The following is a 16,172-nucleotide window of genomic DNA, read 5'->3' as shown; positions in this document are numbered from 1 at the left end:
CGTACGGGAAAAGCGGATCAGAGCGGGCTGATGCGGAACGCGTCGAACGAGGCCGCCCCGGCGTGCCCCGGTCCCGCGGGGGCGAGCGCGAAGAGACCGAGCAGGGCGCCGACCCAGCGCCAGGGCGTGGCGGTGAACACGGGACCGGAGGGGCGCAGGCCGTCGCCGACGTCGTACGCGAAACGGCAGCGTGCGCCCGCGCCGATCTCGATGCGCAGCCGGGCCCGTCCCCCGGGGGCGGGCCGGGGGTGGTCGGCGTCGCGTTCCTCTTCGGCGACCGGCTCGGCGAAGCGGTGCACGAGGTGGACGTCCCCGTCGCTCCCGCGTTGCAGCCCGATCCAGGAGAACGCGTCGCCGAGGACCGCGAGTCCGGCGCGGGCGCCCGGTTCCTCGCCGTGCAGGGTCAGCTCCACCTCCACGGCGGACGGGACGCCCGGGAGCCGCTGGGTGAGGACGTGCGGCAGCCGACGCAGGTCGTGCGCGTCCGCCGTCCGGACACAGGCCAGGCGCAGGCCGTCGCCGGAGTGCTGGGTGGCCCAGCCGACCTGGGGGTTGGCGGTCCACTGCCACTGACGGCCGAAGCGTCCGCCGGGGAAGTCGTCGTCGGTGGCGGGAGCGGCGGGCGGCTGCGGCGGCAGGTCCGGAAGCCGGTGCTCCCGTACGGGCGCGCCCTCGTCGCCGATCACCGGCCAGCCCTCCACGTCGTCCCAGCGCATCGGCTGGAGGTGGACGACCCGGCCGTACGCGCCGCGCTGCTGGAAGTGCAGGAACCAGTCCTCGCCGGACGGGGTGCGCACCCAGCCGCCCTGGTGGGGGCCGTTGACCTCGGTGTCCCTCTGCTCCAGGACGATCCGCTCCTCGTAGGGGCCGAAGAAGTCCCGGGCCCGGAAGGCGCCCTGCCAGCCGGTCTCCACTCCCCCGGCGGGGGCGAGGATCCAGAACCAGCCGTCGTGCCGGTAGAGCTTGGGCCCTTCGAGGGTGAACCAGCCGGGGATGCGGTCCCCGTCCACGATCACCTTGCCCTCGTCGAGGACCGAGGTGCCGGCGGGGTGCATCCGGTGGCCGGTGAGCCGGTTCTTGACGCCCGCGCGGGACTTCGCCCAGGCGTGGACGAGATACGCCTCGCCGGTCTCGTCGTCCCACAGGGGGCACGGGTCGATGAGCCCCTTGCCCTCCTTCACCAGGTGCGGCCGGGTCCACGGTCCCCTGATCGCGGGCGCGTTGACCTGGAAGACGCCCTGGTCGGGGTCGCCCCAGAAGATCCAGAAGCGGTCGTCGTGGTGGCGCAGCGAAGGGGCCCAGACACCGCAGTCGTGCCGGGGGGTCCTGAACTCGGCCGCCGGTTCCAGGCGTTCGAGGGCGTGACCGACCAGGGTCCAGTTCACCAGGTCCCGCGAGTGCAGCAGCGGCAGGCCGGGCGCGCGGGAGAAGCTGGAGGCGGTGAGATAGAAGTCGTCGCCGACGCGGACCACGTCCGGGTCGGACCAGTCGGCGTCGAGCACCGGGTTGCGGTACGTCACTGGCCGACCGCCTTCCGGACCAGGGCCGCCGCCTCGTCGCGGCCCAGCCGGCCGTCGGCGACGACGGTGACGATCCGGCGTACGGCGGTCTCGCCGGGCGGGATCGGCAGCCGCTCCGCCGAGGCCAGCGAGGAGCCGACGCCGGGGTACTCGGCGGTGCGCACGAACCAGGGGTCGCGGCGGGTGGCGTCGGTGGCGCCCGCGAGGACGAGCGTCCAGCCTCCCCCACTCTCGGCTCCGCTCGAGCGGGGGGACCCCCATCCGGCCAGGGCGAGCCAGTCGGCGGGGCGGCCGTGGACCTCGGACTCGCCCTCGCTGCGGGCGGTGAAGACCTGGGGCGCCGCGCTCTCCTTCCGGGCCCGCCAGAAGAAGCCGCCGTAGGCCGCGCCGGGGCGTCCGTTCGTCGCCGGGCTGCCGAGGGACAGCGGCTCGGGGGTGACGTTGGTGAGGGAGAAGGTGAAGTCCAGGGCCCAGGCGGTCCCGGTCAGTTCGGTGGCCGCGACGGTACGGCGCTCGCGCAGCAGCTCGGTCCCGGCGGCGACCCAGCGCAGCTCCTCCACGAACCCGTCGGGGTCGCGGAGCTGGAAGGAGTGGTGCCGCTGGGCGCCGTGGTTGTCCAGCTCGGTCGGGCCCCGGTCACGGACGTAGGTGCGGCCGCCCCAGAAGTTGTACCCCTCGACGTCGGGTACGGCCACACCGACGCCGAGGTGGTGGAGGTGGTCGGGCGGGGTCAGCTCGGTGACCGCCGTGCCGGCCAGGGTGGTGACGGGGTGCAGATAGGGGCGCGGGGAGAGCCGGGCGGGCAGCTCGGGCCGGGTGGCGTAGCGGGCGACCGGGCGGCCCGCGACGCGCAGGACGACCGGGGAGTCGGATGCCGGTACCGCCATCAGGTGCTCACCTCTTTCGGATGCGCGGTCGTGAGCGCCCAGGTGGCGCCCAGTTCGGAGTAGAGGGCGAGCGTGTCGGCGGCGGCGGCGACGAGTCCGTCGATGCCGGGGACGACCCTGCGGTCCTCGCCGGGCAGCAGGTGCCAGGCGTCGTCGGGCAGGGTCACCGGGTCGGGGGCGGTCCGGATCGCCTCGACGACCCGCATGAACGCCTCGGTCGCGGCCGGCGGGACCAGCAGCGCGGTGCCGTCGGCGAGGTGCTCGACCAGGTTCTCCAGCAGGTCGGTACGGCCGTACTCCAGCTCCTCGGGGCCGTGGCCGGCGCGCTGGAGCAGGACACGGTCCTGCTTGTACCAGTAGGTGATCCGGCCCCGGTCGCCGTGCACCACGACGTACGGGTCGTCGGGGTCCTCGGCGCACAGGGTCGCGGCCACCACGACCGGACGGCCGCCGGCGGTGGTGATCCGGACGCAGGAGGTGTCGTCGGACTCGATGGCGTTGGCGTGCGCCAGCTCGGTCTCGATGCCGGTGACGTCCTCGGCACGGGTGGCCCCGGCGAGGGCGAGGGCGGTGGCGACGGCGTGGGCAAGCGGGTTGGTGAGGGCGCCGTCGATCACGTCGACGCCGTTCAGCCGCCGCTTGCCCGCCCAGGGTGCCCGCCGGTAGTAGGACTCCGGGCGCGCCCAGGCCCCGGCGCCGCCGACCCCGGCGATCTCGCCGACCGCCCCCTGCGCGATCAGCTCGCGGATCGCGGGGACGGCGTGCGAGCCCAGCGACTGGAAGCCGATCTGGCAGACGACGCCCGCCTCGGCGACCCCGTCGGCCATCCGGCGGAACTCGGCGTAGGACGGGGCGGGCGGCTTCTCCAGGAGGAGGTGCACACCGCGTGCGGCCGCCGTCAGGGCCAGGTCGGTGTGGGTCGGGATCGGGGTGCAGACGACCGCGATCCGGGCGCCGGTGGAGTCGAGGAGCGCGCCGAAGTCGGCGGACTGCTCGGGTGTGCCCAGGCCCTCGGGGATCTCGGCGGGGGTCAGCGGGGTCAGCTCGCAGATGCCCGCCAGCCGCACGATGCCCTTGTCCTGGAGCCGGCGAATGTTCTCCAGGTGCCAGCGGCCGTGGCCGCGGGCGCCCGCCAGGACGAGGGGGACCGCGGTGGTCGTCGGGAACGCGGTGCCCGTCGGGACGGCTGTGCTCATGGGATCCTCCCTGCGCCCGCGCCGCGTGCCGGCTCGCGGTCGGCCACCGCGGCGCTGTCGATCGTTGCGTGCAGGGTAGGTGTCCGGCCGACGCCGGCCGTGAGATCACGCCCGCTGTCGCTGTCGCCGGCGTCCTCGTCGGCGGCGGCGCCTCCGGTGGTGCCAGTGGCGGTGCCGAAGCCGGAACCGGTGCCGAAGCCAGTGCCGGTGCCGAAGCCCGAGCCGGTGCCGAAGCCGGAGCCGGTGCCGAAGCCCGAGCCGGTGCCGAAGCCGGTGCCGTACGCCGCCCGGCCGTCGTCCGGGGCGAGCGGGTCGCGGCCGATGCCGCGTGCCTCGGCGTGCGTGGGGACGCGGAGCGGCGCGAGCGCGGTGCCGATGGCGGTGGGGCGGCGGAGGCTCATCCCTTCACCGCCCCCGCGCTGAAGCCGGTGATCAGCCACTTCTGGATGAAGGCGAAGACGATCACGACCGGGACGGCGGCGATGATGCCGCCCGCGGCCAGGGCCCCCAGGTCGACGCTGTCCGAGCTCATCAGGGTGTTGAGGCCGACCGGGATCGTCTGCTTGCTCTGGTCGGACAGGAACATCAGGGCGAACAGGAAGTGGTTCCAGGCGTGCACGAAGGCGAAGGAGCCGACGGCGATCAGTCCGGGCCGCAGCAGCGGCAGGACCACGATCCGGAACGCCGTGAACCGGTTGCAGCCGTCGACCCAGGCGGCCTCCTCCAGGGAGTACGGCACGTTCCTGATGAAGCCGCTGATCAGGATCATCGACAGGGGCAGCTGGAAGACCGTCTCGGCGATGATCACACTCGCCAGGGAGTTGATCATCTTCAGCTCGGCGAAGATCTGGAAGAGCGGGACCAGGAGCAGCGCGCCCGGCACGAACTGGGTGCACAGCAGGGCGATCATGAAGCCGCGCTTGATCCTGAAGTCGAAGCGGGCGAGGGCATAGCCGCCGGCCAGCGCGACGACGGTGGTGAGCACCAGGGTGGCGAGGCCGGTGAGCACGCTGTTCTGGAAGTAGACGCCGAAGTCACGGTCGTTCCAGACCTTCTCGAAGTGCTCGAAGGTCATCGGCCAGGGCACCAGCGAGGTGGAGCCCGGCCGGCGGAGCGCGAAGAGCAGGATCCAGTAGAACGGGATCAGGGTGAAGAGCAGGTAGATCGACAGCGGGACGTAGATCTGCCAGCGGGGAGCCTCGTCCCAGGCCCGCTGCTTCCTGCGCGGCCGCTGCTCGGCCGCGGGCGTCACGGGCGCGGGAGCGGGCGCGACCTCGGTGGCCTCCTTGGTGATCACTTGCCTTCACCTCCGAACTTGCTGAGCCGCAGATAGACCATCGAGCAGACGAGCAGGATCACGAACGCCACCGTGGTGAGAGCGGACGCGTAACCGAAGTTGTGGGCGTCGACGGACGTGTTGGCGATGTAGAGCGGCAGGGTGGTGGTCTCCCCCGCCGGGCCGCCGTTGGTCAGCGTGTAGAGCAGGTCGACGTTGTTGAACTCCCACACCGCGCGCAGCAGCGTGGACAGGACGATGGCGTCCTTCAGATGGGGCAGGGTGATGTGCCAGAACTGCTTCAGCCGGCTCGCCCCGTCGACCTCGGCGGCCTCGTACAGGTCCTTCGAGACGGACTGGAGGTCGGCGAGGATGAGGATCGCGAAGAAGGGGACACCACGCCACAGGTCGGCGACGATCGCCGCCGGGAAGACGGTGGCGGTGTCCGACAGCCAGCTGGTGCCGTAGGAGCCGATGCCCACGTCCGCGAGGTATCGGGTGATGCCGGTCTGGGAGTTGTAGAGCAGTACCCAGATCACCGACGTCAGTACGCCGGAGACGGCCCACGGGGAGAAGACGAGGGCGCGGCCCAACGCCCGTCCGACGAAGGTCTGGTTGACGATCAGCGCCAGCGCCAGACCGAACAGCAGCTGCAACCCGACCTCGACGAAGACCCACTGGGCGCTGAAGGTCAGCGTGTCCCAGAACTGCGGGTCGTCGGTGAAGGCGTGGACGAAGTTGTCGAAGCCCGCGTATCCGTTCCGCCAGGGCTTGGTGGGGTTGTAGTTCTGGAGGCTGTAGTAGAAGACGCTGATCACCGGGTAGGCGATGAAGCCCACCATCAGCAGGGCCGCCGGCGCGATCAGCAGGTACGGAAGCCTGCGGGGCGTGGCGGAGGCACGGCGCCGCCGGGGTGGCGCGGGCGCTTTCGCCACGGCTGCGGCTTGGGCCATGACTGTTCTCCGTTCTCGGTTACGTCGTGCGTGCGTCGTGCTTGGTGCGTCGTGCGTCGTGCTTGGTGCGTCGTGCGTCGTGCTTGGTGCGTCGTGGGTTGTGCTCGGTGCGTCGTACAGGCGTCGCGCGTCGTGCGGGAAGCGCTTTCTCGGTGTGCGTGGCGCGTTCTTGGCCGTGCCTGGGGTGGTGCGGTGGTTCAGCCCGCGTACGGGTCGGCGACCTTGCCCGGGCGGGCCAGGAACTCGAAGTCGCAGCCGGTGTCGGCCTGGGTGATCTGCTCGTTGTAGAGCGCGCCGTAGCCGCGCTCGTAGCGGGTGGGCGGCGGGGTCCAGGCCGCCCTGCGCCGCTCCAGCTCCGCGTCGTCCACGTGGAGATGGAGGCTGCGGGCCTCGACGTCCAGGGTGATCACGTCCCCGGTGCGCACGAGGGCCAGCGGGCCGCCGATGTACGACTCCGGCGCCACGTGCAGCACGCACGTGCCGTAGCTCGTCCCGCTCATCCGGGCGTCGGAGATCCGGACCATGTCCCGCACGCCCTGCCTGAGCAGATGGTCGGGCAGGGGGAGCATGCCGTACTCGGGCATGCCCGGCCCGCCCTTGGGCCCCGCGTTGCGCAGCACCAGCACGCTGTCGGCGGTGATGCCCAGTTCCGGGTCGTTGATGGTCCGCTGCATGGTCCGGTAGTCGTCGAAGACGACCGCGGGTCCGGTGTGCTTGAGCAGGTGCGGTTCGGCGGCGATGTGCTTGATGACGGCGCCGTCCGGGCAGAGGTTGCCGCGCAGCACGGCGACTCCGCCCTCGCTCGCGACCGGGTTGTCCCGGGGCCTGATGACGTCGTCGTGGTGCACCCGGGCCGGGGCGAGCTGCTCGCGCAGGGTGTCGTACGAGACGGTCGGCCGGTCCAGGTGGAGCAGGTCCGGGATCCGGGAGAGGAAGCCGGGCAGGCCGCCGGCGAAGTGGAAGTCCTCCATGAGGTACTTCTGGCCGCCGGGGCGGACGTTGGCGAGGACGGGGACCGTGCGGGCGATGCGGTCGAAGTCGTCGAGGGTGAGCGTGACGCCCGCGCGCCCGGCCATCGCGATCAGATGGATCACGGCGTTGGTCGAGCCGCCGAGGCCGAGCACGGTCGTCACCGCGTCCTCGAAGGCATCACGGGTGAGGATGTCGGAGAGCCTGCGGTCGCGGTGGACCAGTCCGACGATCGCGATCCCCGCGGCGGCCGCCATCCGGTCGTGCCCGGAGTCGACGGCCGGGATGCTCGACGCGCCCGGGACCGTGACGCCGAGCGCCTCGGCGGCGGCGGTCAGCGTGGACGCCGTACCCATCGTCATGCAGTGCCCCGGTGAGCGGGCGAGGCCGTTCTCCAGCTCGGCCAGCTCGCAGTCGCCGATGAGGCCGGCACGCTTGTCGTCCCAGTACTTCCACATGTCGGTGCCGGAGCCGAGGACCTCGTTGCGCCAATGGCCCGGCAGCATGGGCCCGGCCGGCACGAACACGGTCGGCAGGTCGACGCTGGCCGCGCCCATGAGCAGCGCGGGGGTGGTCTTGTCGCAGCCGCCCATCAGGACGGCCCCGTCGACCGGGTAGGAGCGCAGCAGCTCCTCGGTCTCCATGGCGAGCAGGTTGCGGTAGAGCATCGGGGTCGGCTTCTGGAAGGTCTCGCTGAGCGTGGAGACCGGGAACTCCAGGGGGAAGCCGCCCGCCTGCCACACGCCCCGCTTGACCGCCTGGGCACGATCGCGAAGATGCACATGACAGGGGTTGATGTCGGACCAGGTGTTGAGGATCGCGACGACCGGCTTGCCGAGGTGCTCCTCGGGGAGATAGCCGAGCTGGCGGGTGCGGGCGCGGTGGCTGAAGGAGCGCAGACCGTCGGTGCCGTACCACTGGTGGCTCCGGAGGTCCTCGGGACGCCTCACCGGGCGGCCCGAATCGGGGCGGCCCGAATCGGGGCGGCCGGAGCCGGCACGGTCGGAGCCAGCACGGTCGGAGCCGGCACGGTCGGGGCCGGCGGTGCGGCCGGACTGCGTGCCGTCGGCATCTTCGTCGAAGCGCTTCATATGGACCATCCGGCGGCGATGGCGGCGACCTCGGCGCGCTCGTCCTCGGGCAGCCGTCTGCTCGGCGGGCGGACGTCTCGGCGGCACAGCCCAAGGGAGGCAAGGGCTTCCTTGACGACGGTGACATTGTTGGCGGAGCCGTTCGCGGCCCGCAGCTCCTCGAAGCGGCGGATCTGCTCCCAGACCTTCATCGCCCCTGGATAGTCCCCCGATCGAAGCGCTTCGATCATGTTCAGCGAAACGGCCGGGGCGACGTTCACCAGCCCCGAGGTGAAGCCGGTGGCACCCGCGGAGAAGTAGGAGGGGGCGTAGGGCTCGGCAAGACCGGCGACCCAGACGAAGCGCTCCAGGCCGGCGTCCCGCGCGAAGCCGGCGAAGCGGGAGGCGTCCGGGACGGCGTACTTCACGCCGATGACGTTGGGGCAGACGTCGGCGAGTTCGGCGAGCCGCTCGCCGTGCAGCTGCGCGTTGCGGATGTACGGGACGACGCCCAGCTCGGGCACGGACTCGGCGATGGCCCGGTGGTAGTCGACCCAGCCGCGCTGCGAGACATAGGGGTGGACGGGCTGGTGGACCATCACCATCCGGGCGCCCAGCTCCCGGGCGTGCCGGGCGGAGGCGACGGCGGTGGGCACGTCGTGCCCGACGCCGACCAGGATCACCGCCCGGCCGCCGGCCTCGTCGACGGTCAGCTCCGTGACCAGGCGGCGCTCCTCGGGGGTGAGGGCGTAGAACTCGCCGGTGTTGCCGTTCGGGGTGAGGGTGGTGATCCCGCCGTCGAGCAGCCGGCGCAGCAGGGCCCGGTGGGCGGCCCCGTCGACGGTGCCGTCCTCGGCGAACGGGGTCACCGGGATGGCCACCACGTCGGCCAGGGCCGCACGCTGGGTCTCGAACGCCACGCTGCTCATTCCTGACCTTCCTCTGTCTGGTTCTCCGTGGCGGTCTCGGGGAACGCCCGGTGCACGAAGGACGCGATGTGGGCGTGCAGGGCGCGGGCCGCGCCGTCCGCGTCGCCGGCCAGGGCGAGCCGCAGGATCTCCCGGTGCTCACCGGCCTCCCGCTCCCAGGAGGGCGAGGCGGCCCAGGCGACGGCGGAGACCAGGGCGGCCTGGTCGCGGACCTCGTCGAGCATCCGGCCGAGCAGCGGGTTGCCGCACGGCAGGTACAGGGCGCGGTGGAACTCCCGGTTGGCCAGGGAGCGTTCGGCGGTGTCGGTCGCGTCGTCGGCCCGGGTCAGCGCGTCCCGGGCCGCGTCGAGGGAGGCACCGCGGCGGACGGCCCGCTTGAGCGCCTCGGGTTCGAGGAGCAGCCGCACGTCGTAGACCTCGCGCGCCATGTCCGCGTCCACCATGCGCACCGTGACGCCCTTGTACTGGCTCATGACGACCAGTCCGGTGCCGGCCAGGGTCTTGAGCGCCTCGCGCACCGGGGTCTTGGACACCCCGAACTGCGCGGCCAGCTCGGTCTCCACCAGGGCCTGACCCGGCGTCAGCCGCCCGGTGAGGATGCGGCGTTTGATCTCCTCCAGCACGTACTGCGTGCGGGAGGGGATCGGCGTGGGCACAGAGGTCATGCGCGCCTCTCGGATCTCACGTATCGGATCTCACGTATCGCGTCTCATATATGACGTACGAAGTACGACGCGGTTGAAGGTAGGAGGGCGCCTGTGTTTCGTCAATGCTTCTGACAGAGGAAGTCGTGATTACTGCGCCCGCGGCGCCGGGCGGGACACGGCCGGACGGGGCGTGCGCGCGGTCAGAGGGGGATGGTCTCGCCCTCGCGTGCCGTGCGGGTCGGCCCGCCGAAGGCCGCCGCGGCGCGGGCGGTCGCCGCCTCGCGGGTGAGCGTGGGTCCGACATGGGTGACGAACAGTTCGCGCACGCCCGCCTTGCGGGCCGCGTCACCGGCGTCCTCCGGGGTCAGATGCACCGCTTGCGACCCTTCGCTCTCGCGATGGCTGTCGATGTCGGCCTCGCACAGGAACAGATCCGCCCCGGAGGCGAGTTCGGTGAGCGCGTCGCACGGCCCGCTGTCCCCCGAGTAGGCGAGAACGCTGCCCTGGCACTCGGCGCGCAGCCCGTAGGCCTCGGTGTCGTGGGTGACCGCGCGGGAGGTGAGCCGCAGGTTCCAGTGCCGGACGGTGTGGCCGTCATGTAGGGCGCGGAAGTCGAAGACGCCGCTGAGGAACCGTACGTCGGGACGCCCGAAGAAGCCCGCGAGGCGCCGGGCGCAGTCCAGGGGCGCGTACACCGGGACCGGGACCGGCGGGGTGAGCCCGCCGAAGGCGAACGCGTAGGCGGCGGCGAGGAGATCGGCGCTGTGGTCGGCGTGGAGATGGGAGATCCAGATGGCCGTGAGCCGCTCCGGATCCGTGTGCCGCTGCAACTCCGCGAACGTTCCCGGTCCCGCGTCCACCCACACCTCGGCCCCCGCCCCGCGCAGCAGATAGCCGGAGCAGGGACGGCCGGGACCGGGGTGCGGGGAGGCGGTACCGAGGACGGTGAGGCTGAGGGGCATGGTGGGGAGCGTACGTTTCGCCCCTGCCGGACGCGCCGTGATTACGCCGGTCTACGCCCGGCCGACCGGGTCGTGTACGGCGGCTGGCCCGCTCGCCCCGCCGGGCTCACGGGTCCCTGCCGGACTCACCGGCCCCTGCCGGGCTCGCGGGTCCCTGCCGGACTCACGGGGTCCGCCCCGACTCACCGGCCCCTGCCGGACTCGCCGACCCTGCCGGGCTCACCGGGCCCCGCCCGGACTCACCGGCCCCCGCCCGGACTCACCGGCCCCCGCCGGACTCACGGGGTCCGCGAGCGGAACGTCCGGCCCGGGTTCCGGCCGGGCCGGACCCACGGCGTCCCCAGCCGTGGCGTCCGGCCCGGGGTCGTGGCCGCGCTGCCCGACCGCCCGCTCGGGCAGCGGCACGCGGGGCGGCATCGGGACGACGGGCCCGCTCACGGGGTCCGCGGAACGACGGGCCCACTCGCAGGGTCCGCGGACCGGCGGGCCCACTCACGGGGCCCGCGGAACGACGGGGCCCGCTCACGGGGTCCACAGACCGGCGGGCCCGCTCACGGGGTCCGCGGACCGGGCGTCCAGCCCGGGTCGCGCCCGCTCAGCCCGATCGCCCGGTCGAGCAGCGGCGCGTCCGCCGGCACCGGGACGACGGGCCCGAAGATGCTGCCGCGGCCGGGGTCGTCGACGGACGCCAGCAGGAAGTCGTGGCACGCCCGCAGCGCGGCCGGGTCCGGCGCGTACGTCTGGCCGGTGGCCCGGGCCAGGTCCCAGCCGTGAACGACCAGTTCGTCGACGGCGACGGCACCGGCGACCGCGCCGGGCAGGTCGACGCCGCCCGCGCGGGTCATGCCGGTCCAGGCGGCCGGGTCGCGCCAGGCGGCGGCGAGTTCGTCGAGGAGTACGGGCAGTTCCGCGCGCCAGCCGGGCCCGATGTCCGGCAGGGCCGTCTGCGGGCTGGTGTCGGTGGTGACGCCCAGGTCCTTGCGGCCGGCGTCACGGAAGGCGAGGGCGAGGCCGGACAGATGGCCGAGCAGGTTGCGCACGGCGTACGCGGGGCAGGGGGTGCCGTCCGTGAGCCGGTCCTCGCGCACGCCGTCCGCGAGGCGCGCCAGGATCCGGGTCTGCGGTCCGAGGTCGAGAAGGGTCGTGGTGTCGGTGTCGGTCATATGAGGTGGACCGGCGGCGGCCCGGAAACTCATCGCACGGGCGCGGGACGGAGCGCGCCGGGTCCACGGATAGGGCGGATGCCCGATGCCGCGGCCCCCGCCTCAGACCCATGATGACCTGGCATGACACCGAATTGGACCGTGGTGCGCGTCCTGCGGGACCGGGACGCGGCGCTCTGCCTGGCCGCCCTGGTGGTCTCCGGGTTCGGCACCTCCGCGCTGTGGCTGGCCTCCGGTGTGTGGGTCAAGGACCTCACCGGCTCGAACGGCCTCGCGGCGCTGTGCGTGCTCGCCCTGTGGGCCCCCACCCTGGCCGGCCCGGCCCTGGGCACCCTCGCCGACCTGACCCGCCGCCGCCCCCTGATGATCGCGCTCAACCTGCTCCCGGCGGCCCTGCTGCCCACCCTGGTCACCGTCGACTCCCCCGGCCGGCTGTGGCTGCTGCTCACCGTGCTGTTCCTGTACGGCGCCGCCGCCGTCGTGCACGAGGCGGCCAAGTCCGCGCTCGTCGCCGCCGCCGTGGCCCCGGAGCTGCTCGGCGACTTCAACGGGCTGCGCACCACGGCCGTCGAGGGCATGAAGCTGCTCGCCCCCCTGGCCGGCGCCGGCGTCTACGCGGCGTACGGCGGCCCCAGCGTGGCCCTGCTGGACGCGGCGAGCTTCGTGTGCGCGGCGGGGCTGTACGCGTGCCTGCGGGTGCGTGAGGAACGGCCGGCGCCGTCGGCGCTCGGTCTGCGGGAGCGGACCGCGGAGGGCACCCGCTTCCTGTGGGGGCATCCCCGGCTGCGCCCGCTGGTCCTGGCGGGCGGTGCGGTCATGCTGTGCGCCGGGTTCAACGGGGCGCTGATCTACGCGGTCGTCGAGCGCCTCGGCCACTCCCCCGCGTACACCGGCGCGCTGTACGCCGCGCAGGGCGCCGGTTCGGTCGCGGTCGGGCTGGTCTCGGGGCCCGCGCTGCGGCGGCTGGGGGAGCGCCGGTTCGCCGCGTGCGGGATCGCCCTCACGGCCGTCGCGGTCGCCGCCCGCGCGATCCCCCTCGACGCGGTGGCGCTGGTGTGCGGCGCGGCGATCGGGGCGGGGCTGCCCTGTGTGCTGATCGCCGCGCTGACGGCCGTGCAGCAGGAGGCGCCGGGGCCGCTGCTGGGCCGGGTGAGCGGCACCGCCGACACCCTGCTGTTCGCACCGAACGTGATCGGGCTGGCGGCCGGGGCGGGCCTGGTCGATGCGGTGAAGCTGCCGCCGCTGCTGCTCCTCGGCGGTCTGGGGCTGCTGGCGGCGACCGTGCCGCTCGCTCAGCGCGCGGCCAGCGCCTCCCGTACGGCCGCGAGGTCCCCGTCCGACGCCAACCCCGCGTGATACAGCCGGATCTCCGTGGCCCCCCGCTCCCGCGCGCGGGCCGTGTCCGACGCGAGCGTCCCCGGGCTGCCGCCCATCCCTGACACCACGCCGAGGTTGGCGGCGAGGACCGCGCCGTCCCGTCCCTGCTCGGCGAAGGGCGTCAGCAGGCCGGGCCCGCCCGCGCACGGCACCACGACCCCGTCGGCGACGGACAGGATGTGCGCGGGGTCGACCCCCGGGTTGGCGCCGACGTGGTGCGTCACGGGGTCGGCGTGCAGCAGCACCTGGAAGCCCTCCGGGGCGGCCGCCCGGACCGCCCGGACCGCCGTCTCCTGGAGCGTGCGGGCGGTGGTGTCGCGCCACGCGCGCGTGGCCGCCGCACCCTCCGCCCCCAGCAGCTTCTCGACGCCGGCCCAGCCTCCCCCGCCGTCCGTCGCCCCCCGCCACACCGGCTCCAGCGCGTCCCGTACGGCGGCGGCGAGCACGTCGGCGTCCAGGCCCTGCTCGCCGTACCCGGCCCGGCAGGCCGGGCAGAAGCAGAGGGCCATCAGGTACGTCGCGGCGTCGCCGAGGCCGACCCCGCCGGTCTTGTCGTGGGCGTGCAGGTGCTGGAGGCCGTACCAGCCGAGGGACTCCAGTTCGGTGCCGCGCGCGCCGGGGCGCACGGCGGCCTCGGCGGCGAGGTCGACGAGGTACGCGCGGGTGGCGGGCTGCGCGATGCACGGCGCCCAGGGGTAGCGGTCGCCGTGGGCGTTGACGACGGAGGTGTCCGGGTGTTCGGCTCCCAGTCGGGAGTTGTGCGCGAGGACCACCCAGGTGTGCACCTCGAGACCGGCCTCGGCGAGCGCGGCGGCGGCCTCGCCGTAGGCGTCGCCCGGGGCCCAGTCGCCGGCCGCGTACGGGCGCAGCTGCCGGCCCTCCCAGCGGTCGTCCGTCGGGTACAGCACGGCCGCGTGCTCGGCGGTGACGATGCGGTGGCGCGGGTGGCGGGGGGTGAGGGCGCGGGTGGAGTGGTAGGCGGCGGCGAGCGTCACCTGCTCCACGCCGAGGCCGGCGATCCTGGCCGGGGCCGCGGGATCGCCGTTGACGTCCCAGGGGTAGACGAACGCCGACGCCTTCACCGTGCCTCCTCCAGGAGCGCGTGGCCGCGCTCGATCAGCTGAGCGAGCTGTTTGACGTGATCCTCGCTCGGTTCGCTCAGCGGCGGGCGGACTTCGCCCACATCGAGCCCGCGCAGCCGGACGCCGGCCTTGACGAGGGCCACGGCGTACCCGCGACCCTGGGCCCGCAGTTCGACGAACGGCCGGTAGAAGCCGTCGAGGAGGCGGTGGACGGTGGTGTCGTCGCCGGTGGCGAGCGCCCGGTGGAAGGCGAGGGCGATCTCGGGGGCGAAGCAGAACACGGCGGAGGAGTAGAGCGTGACGCCGAGCGCGCGGTAGGCGAGCTGGGTCTGCTCGGCGGTCGGCAGGCCGTTGAAGTAGAGGAAGTCGCCGGGGACCTCGGTGCGCACGGCGCTGACGATCCGCTGCATCAGGTCGAGGTCGCCGAGGCCGTCCTTGAGGCCGACGATCCCCTCGGTCCGGGCGAGTCCGACGACGGTCTCCGGGGTGAAAACGGCGTTGTCGCGCTGGTAGACGATCACCGGCAGGGAGGTCGCGGCGGCCAGCTCGCGGTAGTGCCGCAGCAGGCCCTCCTGGGCGGCGACGACCAGGTACGGCGGCATCGCGAGGAGTCCGTCCGCCCCGGCGGCCTCGGCGAGCCGCGCGTAGCGCACGGCGAGGGCGGTCCCGTAGCCGGCACCCGCCACGACCGGCACCCGGCCGGCGGTCTCCGCCACCGCGGCCCGTACGCAGGCCTCGAACTCCTCCGGTGTCAGCGCGTGGAACTCCCCGGTGCCGCAGCAGGCGAAGACCGCCGCCGCGCCGGCCTCGACCCCGCCGCGGACGTGCGCGCGGTAGGTGTCGAGGTCGAGGGAGCCGTCGGGTCCGTAGGCCGTGACGGGGAAGAACAGCGGTCCGCTGGGGACCTGGAGGCGGGCGGCGAGCGGGGCTGACGTCACGGCTCTCCCTAGGACGACGCGTGCGTTCATCTGACCGGTGTCCACATTTCTGAACAGGCTCACCCTATGAAGCCCTTTCTGCCCCGGTCAAGCTCGGACGCGGCACCTTACGAGCGGAACTGCCAGGTCCCCGGCACACTTGACGAGGGGCGCGGGAGATCCCTAGCGTGTCCATGCATGTGAATAGCGTCCATGGATGCGGCCGTGCACGCATCCGTGCACACGGCCGACGGTCCGGCCGTCGACTCCAAGGAGACCCGAGGATGCCCGCTCCCCGCACCGTCCTGCTCACCGGCGCCGCCGGCGGCCTCGGCACCCTGATGCGAGAGCTGCTCCCCGCGTACGGCTACGAGCTGCGCCTGTTCGACCTGCGCCCGGTCGAGGGCGAGCCGGACGCGATCACCGCGGACCTCGCCGACCGGGAGGCCGTCCGGGAGGCGGTCCGGGGCGTCGACGCGATCATCCACCTCGCGGGCATCTCCCTGGAAGCCCCCTTCGAGAAGATCCTCAAGGCCAACATCGAAGGCACCTACCACCTGTACGAGGCCGCCCGTGAGGAAGGCGTCGGACGGATCGTCTTCGCCTCCTCCAACCACGCGGTCGGCTTCACCCCCCGGCCCCAGGGCGACACGCCTCTTGATCCGAGCGTGCTGATCCCGGTCGACACCCCGCACCGCCCGGACACCTTCTACGGCCTGTCCAAGTCCTTCGGCGAGGACCTCGCCCAGCTCTACTGGGACAAGCACGGTCTGGAGACGGTGTCGGTGCGCATCGGCTCCTGCTTCGCCGAACCCACCAGCGTGCGGATGCTGTCGGTGTGGATGAGCCCGGCCGACGGCGCCCGCCTCCTGCACGCGGCCCTGACCGCCGAGAACGTCGGACACACCGTCGTCCACGGCTCCTCCGCCAACACCCGCCTGTGGTGGGACCTGTCGTCGGCACGCGCGCTCGGCTACGAGCCGCAGGACGACTCCGAGCCGTACGCCGAGAAGCTGATCGCCGAGCACGGCGAGCTGGACCCGGAGAACATCGCGCACGCCCACCTGGGCGGCCACTTCGTCAGCGACCCGCCGATCTGGCCGTACTGACGGCCCCGGAGCGGCGCGGACGGGCATCCGAACGGACCCGACCGGGCAGCACCGGGCCCGGAACAGGCCTGGTCACCGCCGCGCACCCGCTGCAAGACTTCCCCCATGGGCCCCA

At 73.4% G+C, this 16,172-nt stretch carries 15 protein-coding genes; 2 read left to right on the top strand and 13 right to left on the bottom strand.

The genetic code is table 11. The features are described 5' to 3' along the window. Window positions 1-17: 17 nt before the first annotated feature. From IE275_RS32885 to IE275_RS32835, 11 genes are all read right to left on the bottom strand, one after another. Window positions 18-1,520, bottom strand: a complete 1,503-nt coding sequence (locus tag IE275_RS32885; RefSeq protein ID WP_189715943.1) for a glycoside hydrolase family 43 protein — start codon at window positions 1,518-1,520, stop codon at window positions 18-20. After that, entirely contained in the window at window positions 1,517-2,407 is an 891-nt protein-coding gene (locus IE275_RS32880; RefSeq protein WP_189715942.1) for a DUF6807 domain-containing protein, read from the bottom strand. The genes IE275_RS32885 and IE275_RS32880 overlap by 4 nt, the downstream gene beginning before the upstream one ends. Further along, window positions 2,407-3,603: a Gfo/Idh/MocA family protein gene (locus IE275_RS32875; protein WP_189715941.1), complete on the bottom strand. Its 1,197-nt coding sequence runs from the start codon at window positions 3,601-3,603 to the stop codon at window positions 2,407-2,409. The genes IE275_RS32880 and IE275_RS32875 overlap by 1 nt, the downstream gene beginning before the upstream one ends. Further along, window positions 3,600-4,004: a hypothetical protein gene (locus tag IE275_RS47120; RefSeq protein WP_308435721.1), complete on the bottom strand. Its 405-nt coding sequence runs from the start codon at window positions 4,002-4,004 to the stop codon at window positions 3,600-3,602. The genes IE275_RS32875 and IE275_RS47120 overlap by 4 nt, the downstream gene beginning before the upstream one ends. Further along, window positions 4,001-4,900 carry a carbohydrate ABC transporter permease gene (locus IE275_RS32865; protein WP_189715940.1) on the bottom strand — a complete coding sequence of 300 codons (900 nt, stop codon included), beginning with the start codon at window positions 4,898-4,900 and terminating at the stop codon, window positions 4,001-4,003. Before IE275_RS32865 ends, IE275_RS47120 begins: the two co-directional genes overlap by 4 nt. After that, on the bottom strand, window positions 4,897-5,832 hold the full coding sequence (locus IE275_RS32860; RefSeq protein WP_189715939.1) for a carbohydrate ABC transporter permease: 936 nt from the start codon (window positions 5,830-5,832) through the stop codon (window positions 4,897-4,899). The genes IE275_RS32865 and IE275_RS32860 overlap by 4 nt, the downstream gene beginning before the upstream one ends. A 197-nt stretch (window positions 5,833-6,029) precedes the next feature. Further along, window positions 6,030-7,892 carry an L-arabinonate dehydratase gene (araD, locus tag IE275_RS32855; RefSeq protein WP_229870781.1) on the bottom strand — a complete coding sequence of 621 codons (1,863 nt, stop codon included), beginning with the start codon at window positions 7,890-7,892 and terminating at the stop codon, window positions 6,030-6,032. After that, window positions 7,889-8,800, bottom strand: coding sequence for a dihydrodipicolinate synthase family protein (locus IE275_RS32850; RefSeq protein ID WP_189715938.1), 912 nt, complete (start codon window positions 8,798-8,800; stop codon window positions 7,889-7,891). Before IE275_RS32850 ends, araD begins: the two co-directional genes overlap by 4 nt. Next, window positions 8,797-9,465, bottom strand: a complete 669-nt coding sequence (locus IE275_RS32845) for a GntR family transcriptional regulator (RefSeq protein ID WP_189715936.1) — start codon at window positions 9,463-9,465, stop codon at window positions 8,797-8,799. Before IE275_RS32845 ends, IE275_RS32850 begins: the two co-directional genes overlap by 4 nt. Before the next feature lie 182 nt (window positions 9,466-9,647). Then, complete coding sequence (locus IE275_RS32840; RefSeq protein WP_189715935.1) at window positions 9,648-10,409, bottom strand: MBL fold metallo-hydrolase; 762 nt, start codon at window positions 10,407-10,409, stop codon at window positions 9,648-9,650. A 551-nt stretch (window positions 10,410-10,960) separates the two neighbouring features. Beyond that, window positions 10,961-11,572 carry a TIGR03086 family metal-binding protein gene (locus IE275_RS32835; protein WP_189715934.1) on the bottom strand — a complete coding sequence of 204 codons (612 nt, stop codon included), beginning with the start codon at window positions 11,570-11,572 and terminating at the stop codon, window positions 10,961-10,963. 123 nt (window positions 11,573-11,695) lie between these two features. On the opposite strand from IE275_RS32835, the gene IE275_RS32830 reads away from it, so the two are divergent. Continuing rightward, window positions 11,696-12,928, top strand: coding sequence for an MFS transporter (locus IE275_RS32830; protein WP_189715933.1), 1,233 nt, complete (start codon window positions 11,696-11,698; stop codon window positions 12,926-12,928). Here the strand turns inward: IE275_RS32830 and IE275_RS32825 are convergent. Beyond that, window positions 12,865-14,031, bottom strand: coding sequence for a hypothetical protein (locus IE275_RS32825; RefSeq protein ID WP_189715932.1), 1,167 nt, complete (start codon window positions 14,029-14,031; stop codon window positions 12,865-12,867). The genes IE275_RS32830 and IE275_RS32825 overlap by 64 nt on opposite strands. Beyond that, window positions 14,028-14,969: a 5-dehydro-4-deoxyglucarate dehydratase gene (locus IE275_RS32820; protein WP_189715931.1), complete on the bottom strand. Its 942-nt coding sequence runs from the start codon at window positions 14,967-14,969 to the stop codon at window positions 14,028-14,030. The genes IE275_RS32825 and IE275_RS32820 overlap by 4 nt, the downstream gene beginning before the upstream one ends. Before the next feature lie 263 nt (window positions 14,970-15,232). Here IE275_RS32820 and IE275_RS32815 point away from each other — a divergent pair, with 263 nt between their 5' ends. Continuing rightward, a complete protein-coding gene (locus IE275_RS32815; RefSeq protein WP_189715929.1) occupies window positions 15,233-16,057 on the top strand; it encodes an NAD-dependent epimerase/dehydratase family protein in 825 nt (274 codons plus the stop codon). Window positions 16,058-16,172: the final 115 nt, after the last annotated feature.

The sequence above is a fragment of the Streptomyces phaeofaciens genome (assembly GCF_014648915.1).
Classification (GTDB): Bacteria; Actinomycetota; Actinomycetes; order Streptomycetales; family Streptomycetaceae; genus Streptomyces; species Streptomyces phaeofaciens.
This window is presented reverse-complemented; position numbering and strand designations above follow the sequence as displayed.

Excerpts from the sequence above, each read along its gene's own strand:
- IE275_RS32845 (WP_189715936.1), bottom strand. The coding sequence starts at position 9,465 with ATGACCTCTGTGCCCACGCCGATCCCCTCCCGCACGCAGTACGTGCTG.
- IE275_RS47120 (WP_308435721.1), bottom strand. The coding sequence starts at position 4,004 with ATGAGCCTCCGCCGCCCCACCGCCATCGGCACCGCGCTCGCGCCGCTC.
- IE275_RS32815 (WP_189715929.1), top strand. The coding sequence starts at position 15,233 with ATGCCCGCTCCCCGCACCGTCCTGCTCACCGGCGCCGCCGGCGGCCTC.
- IE275_RS32830 (WP_189715933.1), top strand. The coding sequence starts at position 11,696 with ATGACACCGAATTGGACCGTGGTGCGCGTCCTGCGGGACCGGGACGCG.
- IE275_RS32850 (WP_189715938.1), bottom strand. The coding sequence starts at position 8,800 with ATGAGCAGCGTGGCGTTCGAGACCCAGCGTGCGGCCCTGGCCGACGTG.
- IE275_RS32840 (WP_189715935.1), bottom strand. The coding sequence starts at position 10,409 with ATGCCCCTCAGCCTCACCGTCCTCGGTACCGCCTCCCCGCACCCCGGT.
- IE275_RS32875 (WP_189715941.1), bottom strand. The coding sequence starts at position 3,603 with ATGAGCACAGCCGTCCCGACGGGCACCGCGTTCCCGACGACCACCGCG.
- araD (WP_229870781.1), bottom strand. The coding sequence starts at position 7,892 with ATGAAGCGCTTCGACGAAGATGCCGACGGCACGCAGTCCGGCCGCACC.
- IE275_RS32835 (WP_189715934.1), bottom strand. The coding sequence starts at position 11,572 with ATGACCGACACCGACACCACGACCCTTCTCGACCTCGGACCGCAGACC.
- IE275_RS32880 (WP_189715942.1), bottom strand. The coding sequence starts at position 2,407 with ATGGCGGTACCGGCATCCGACTCCCCGGTCGTCCTGCGCGTCGCGGGC.
- IE275_RS32860 (WP_189715939.1), bottom strand. The coding sequence starts at position 5,832 with ATGGCCCAAGCCGCAGCCGTGGCGAAAGCGCCCGCGCCACCCCGGCGG.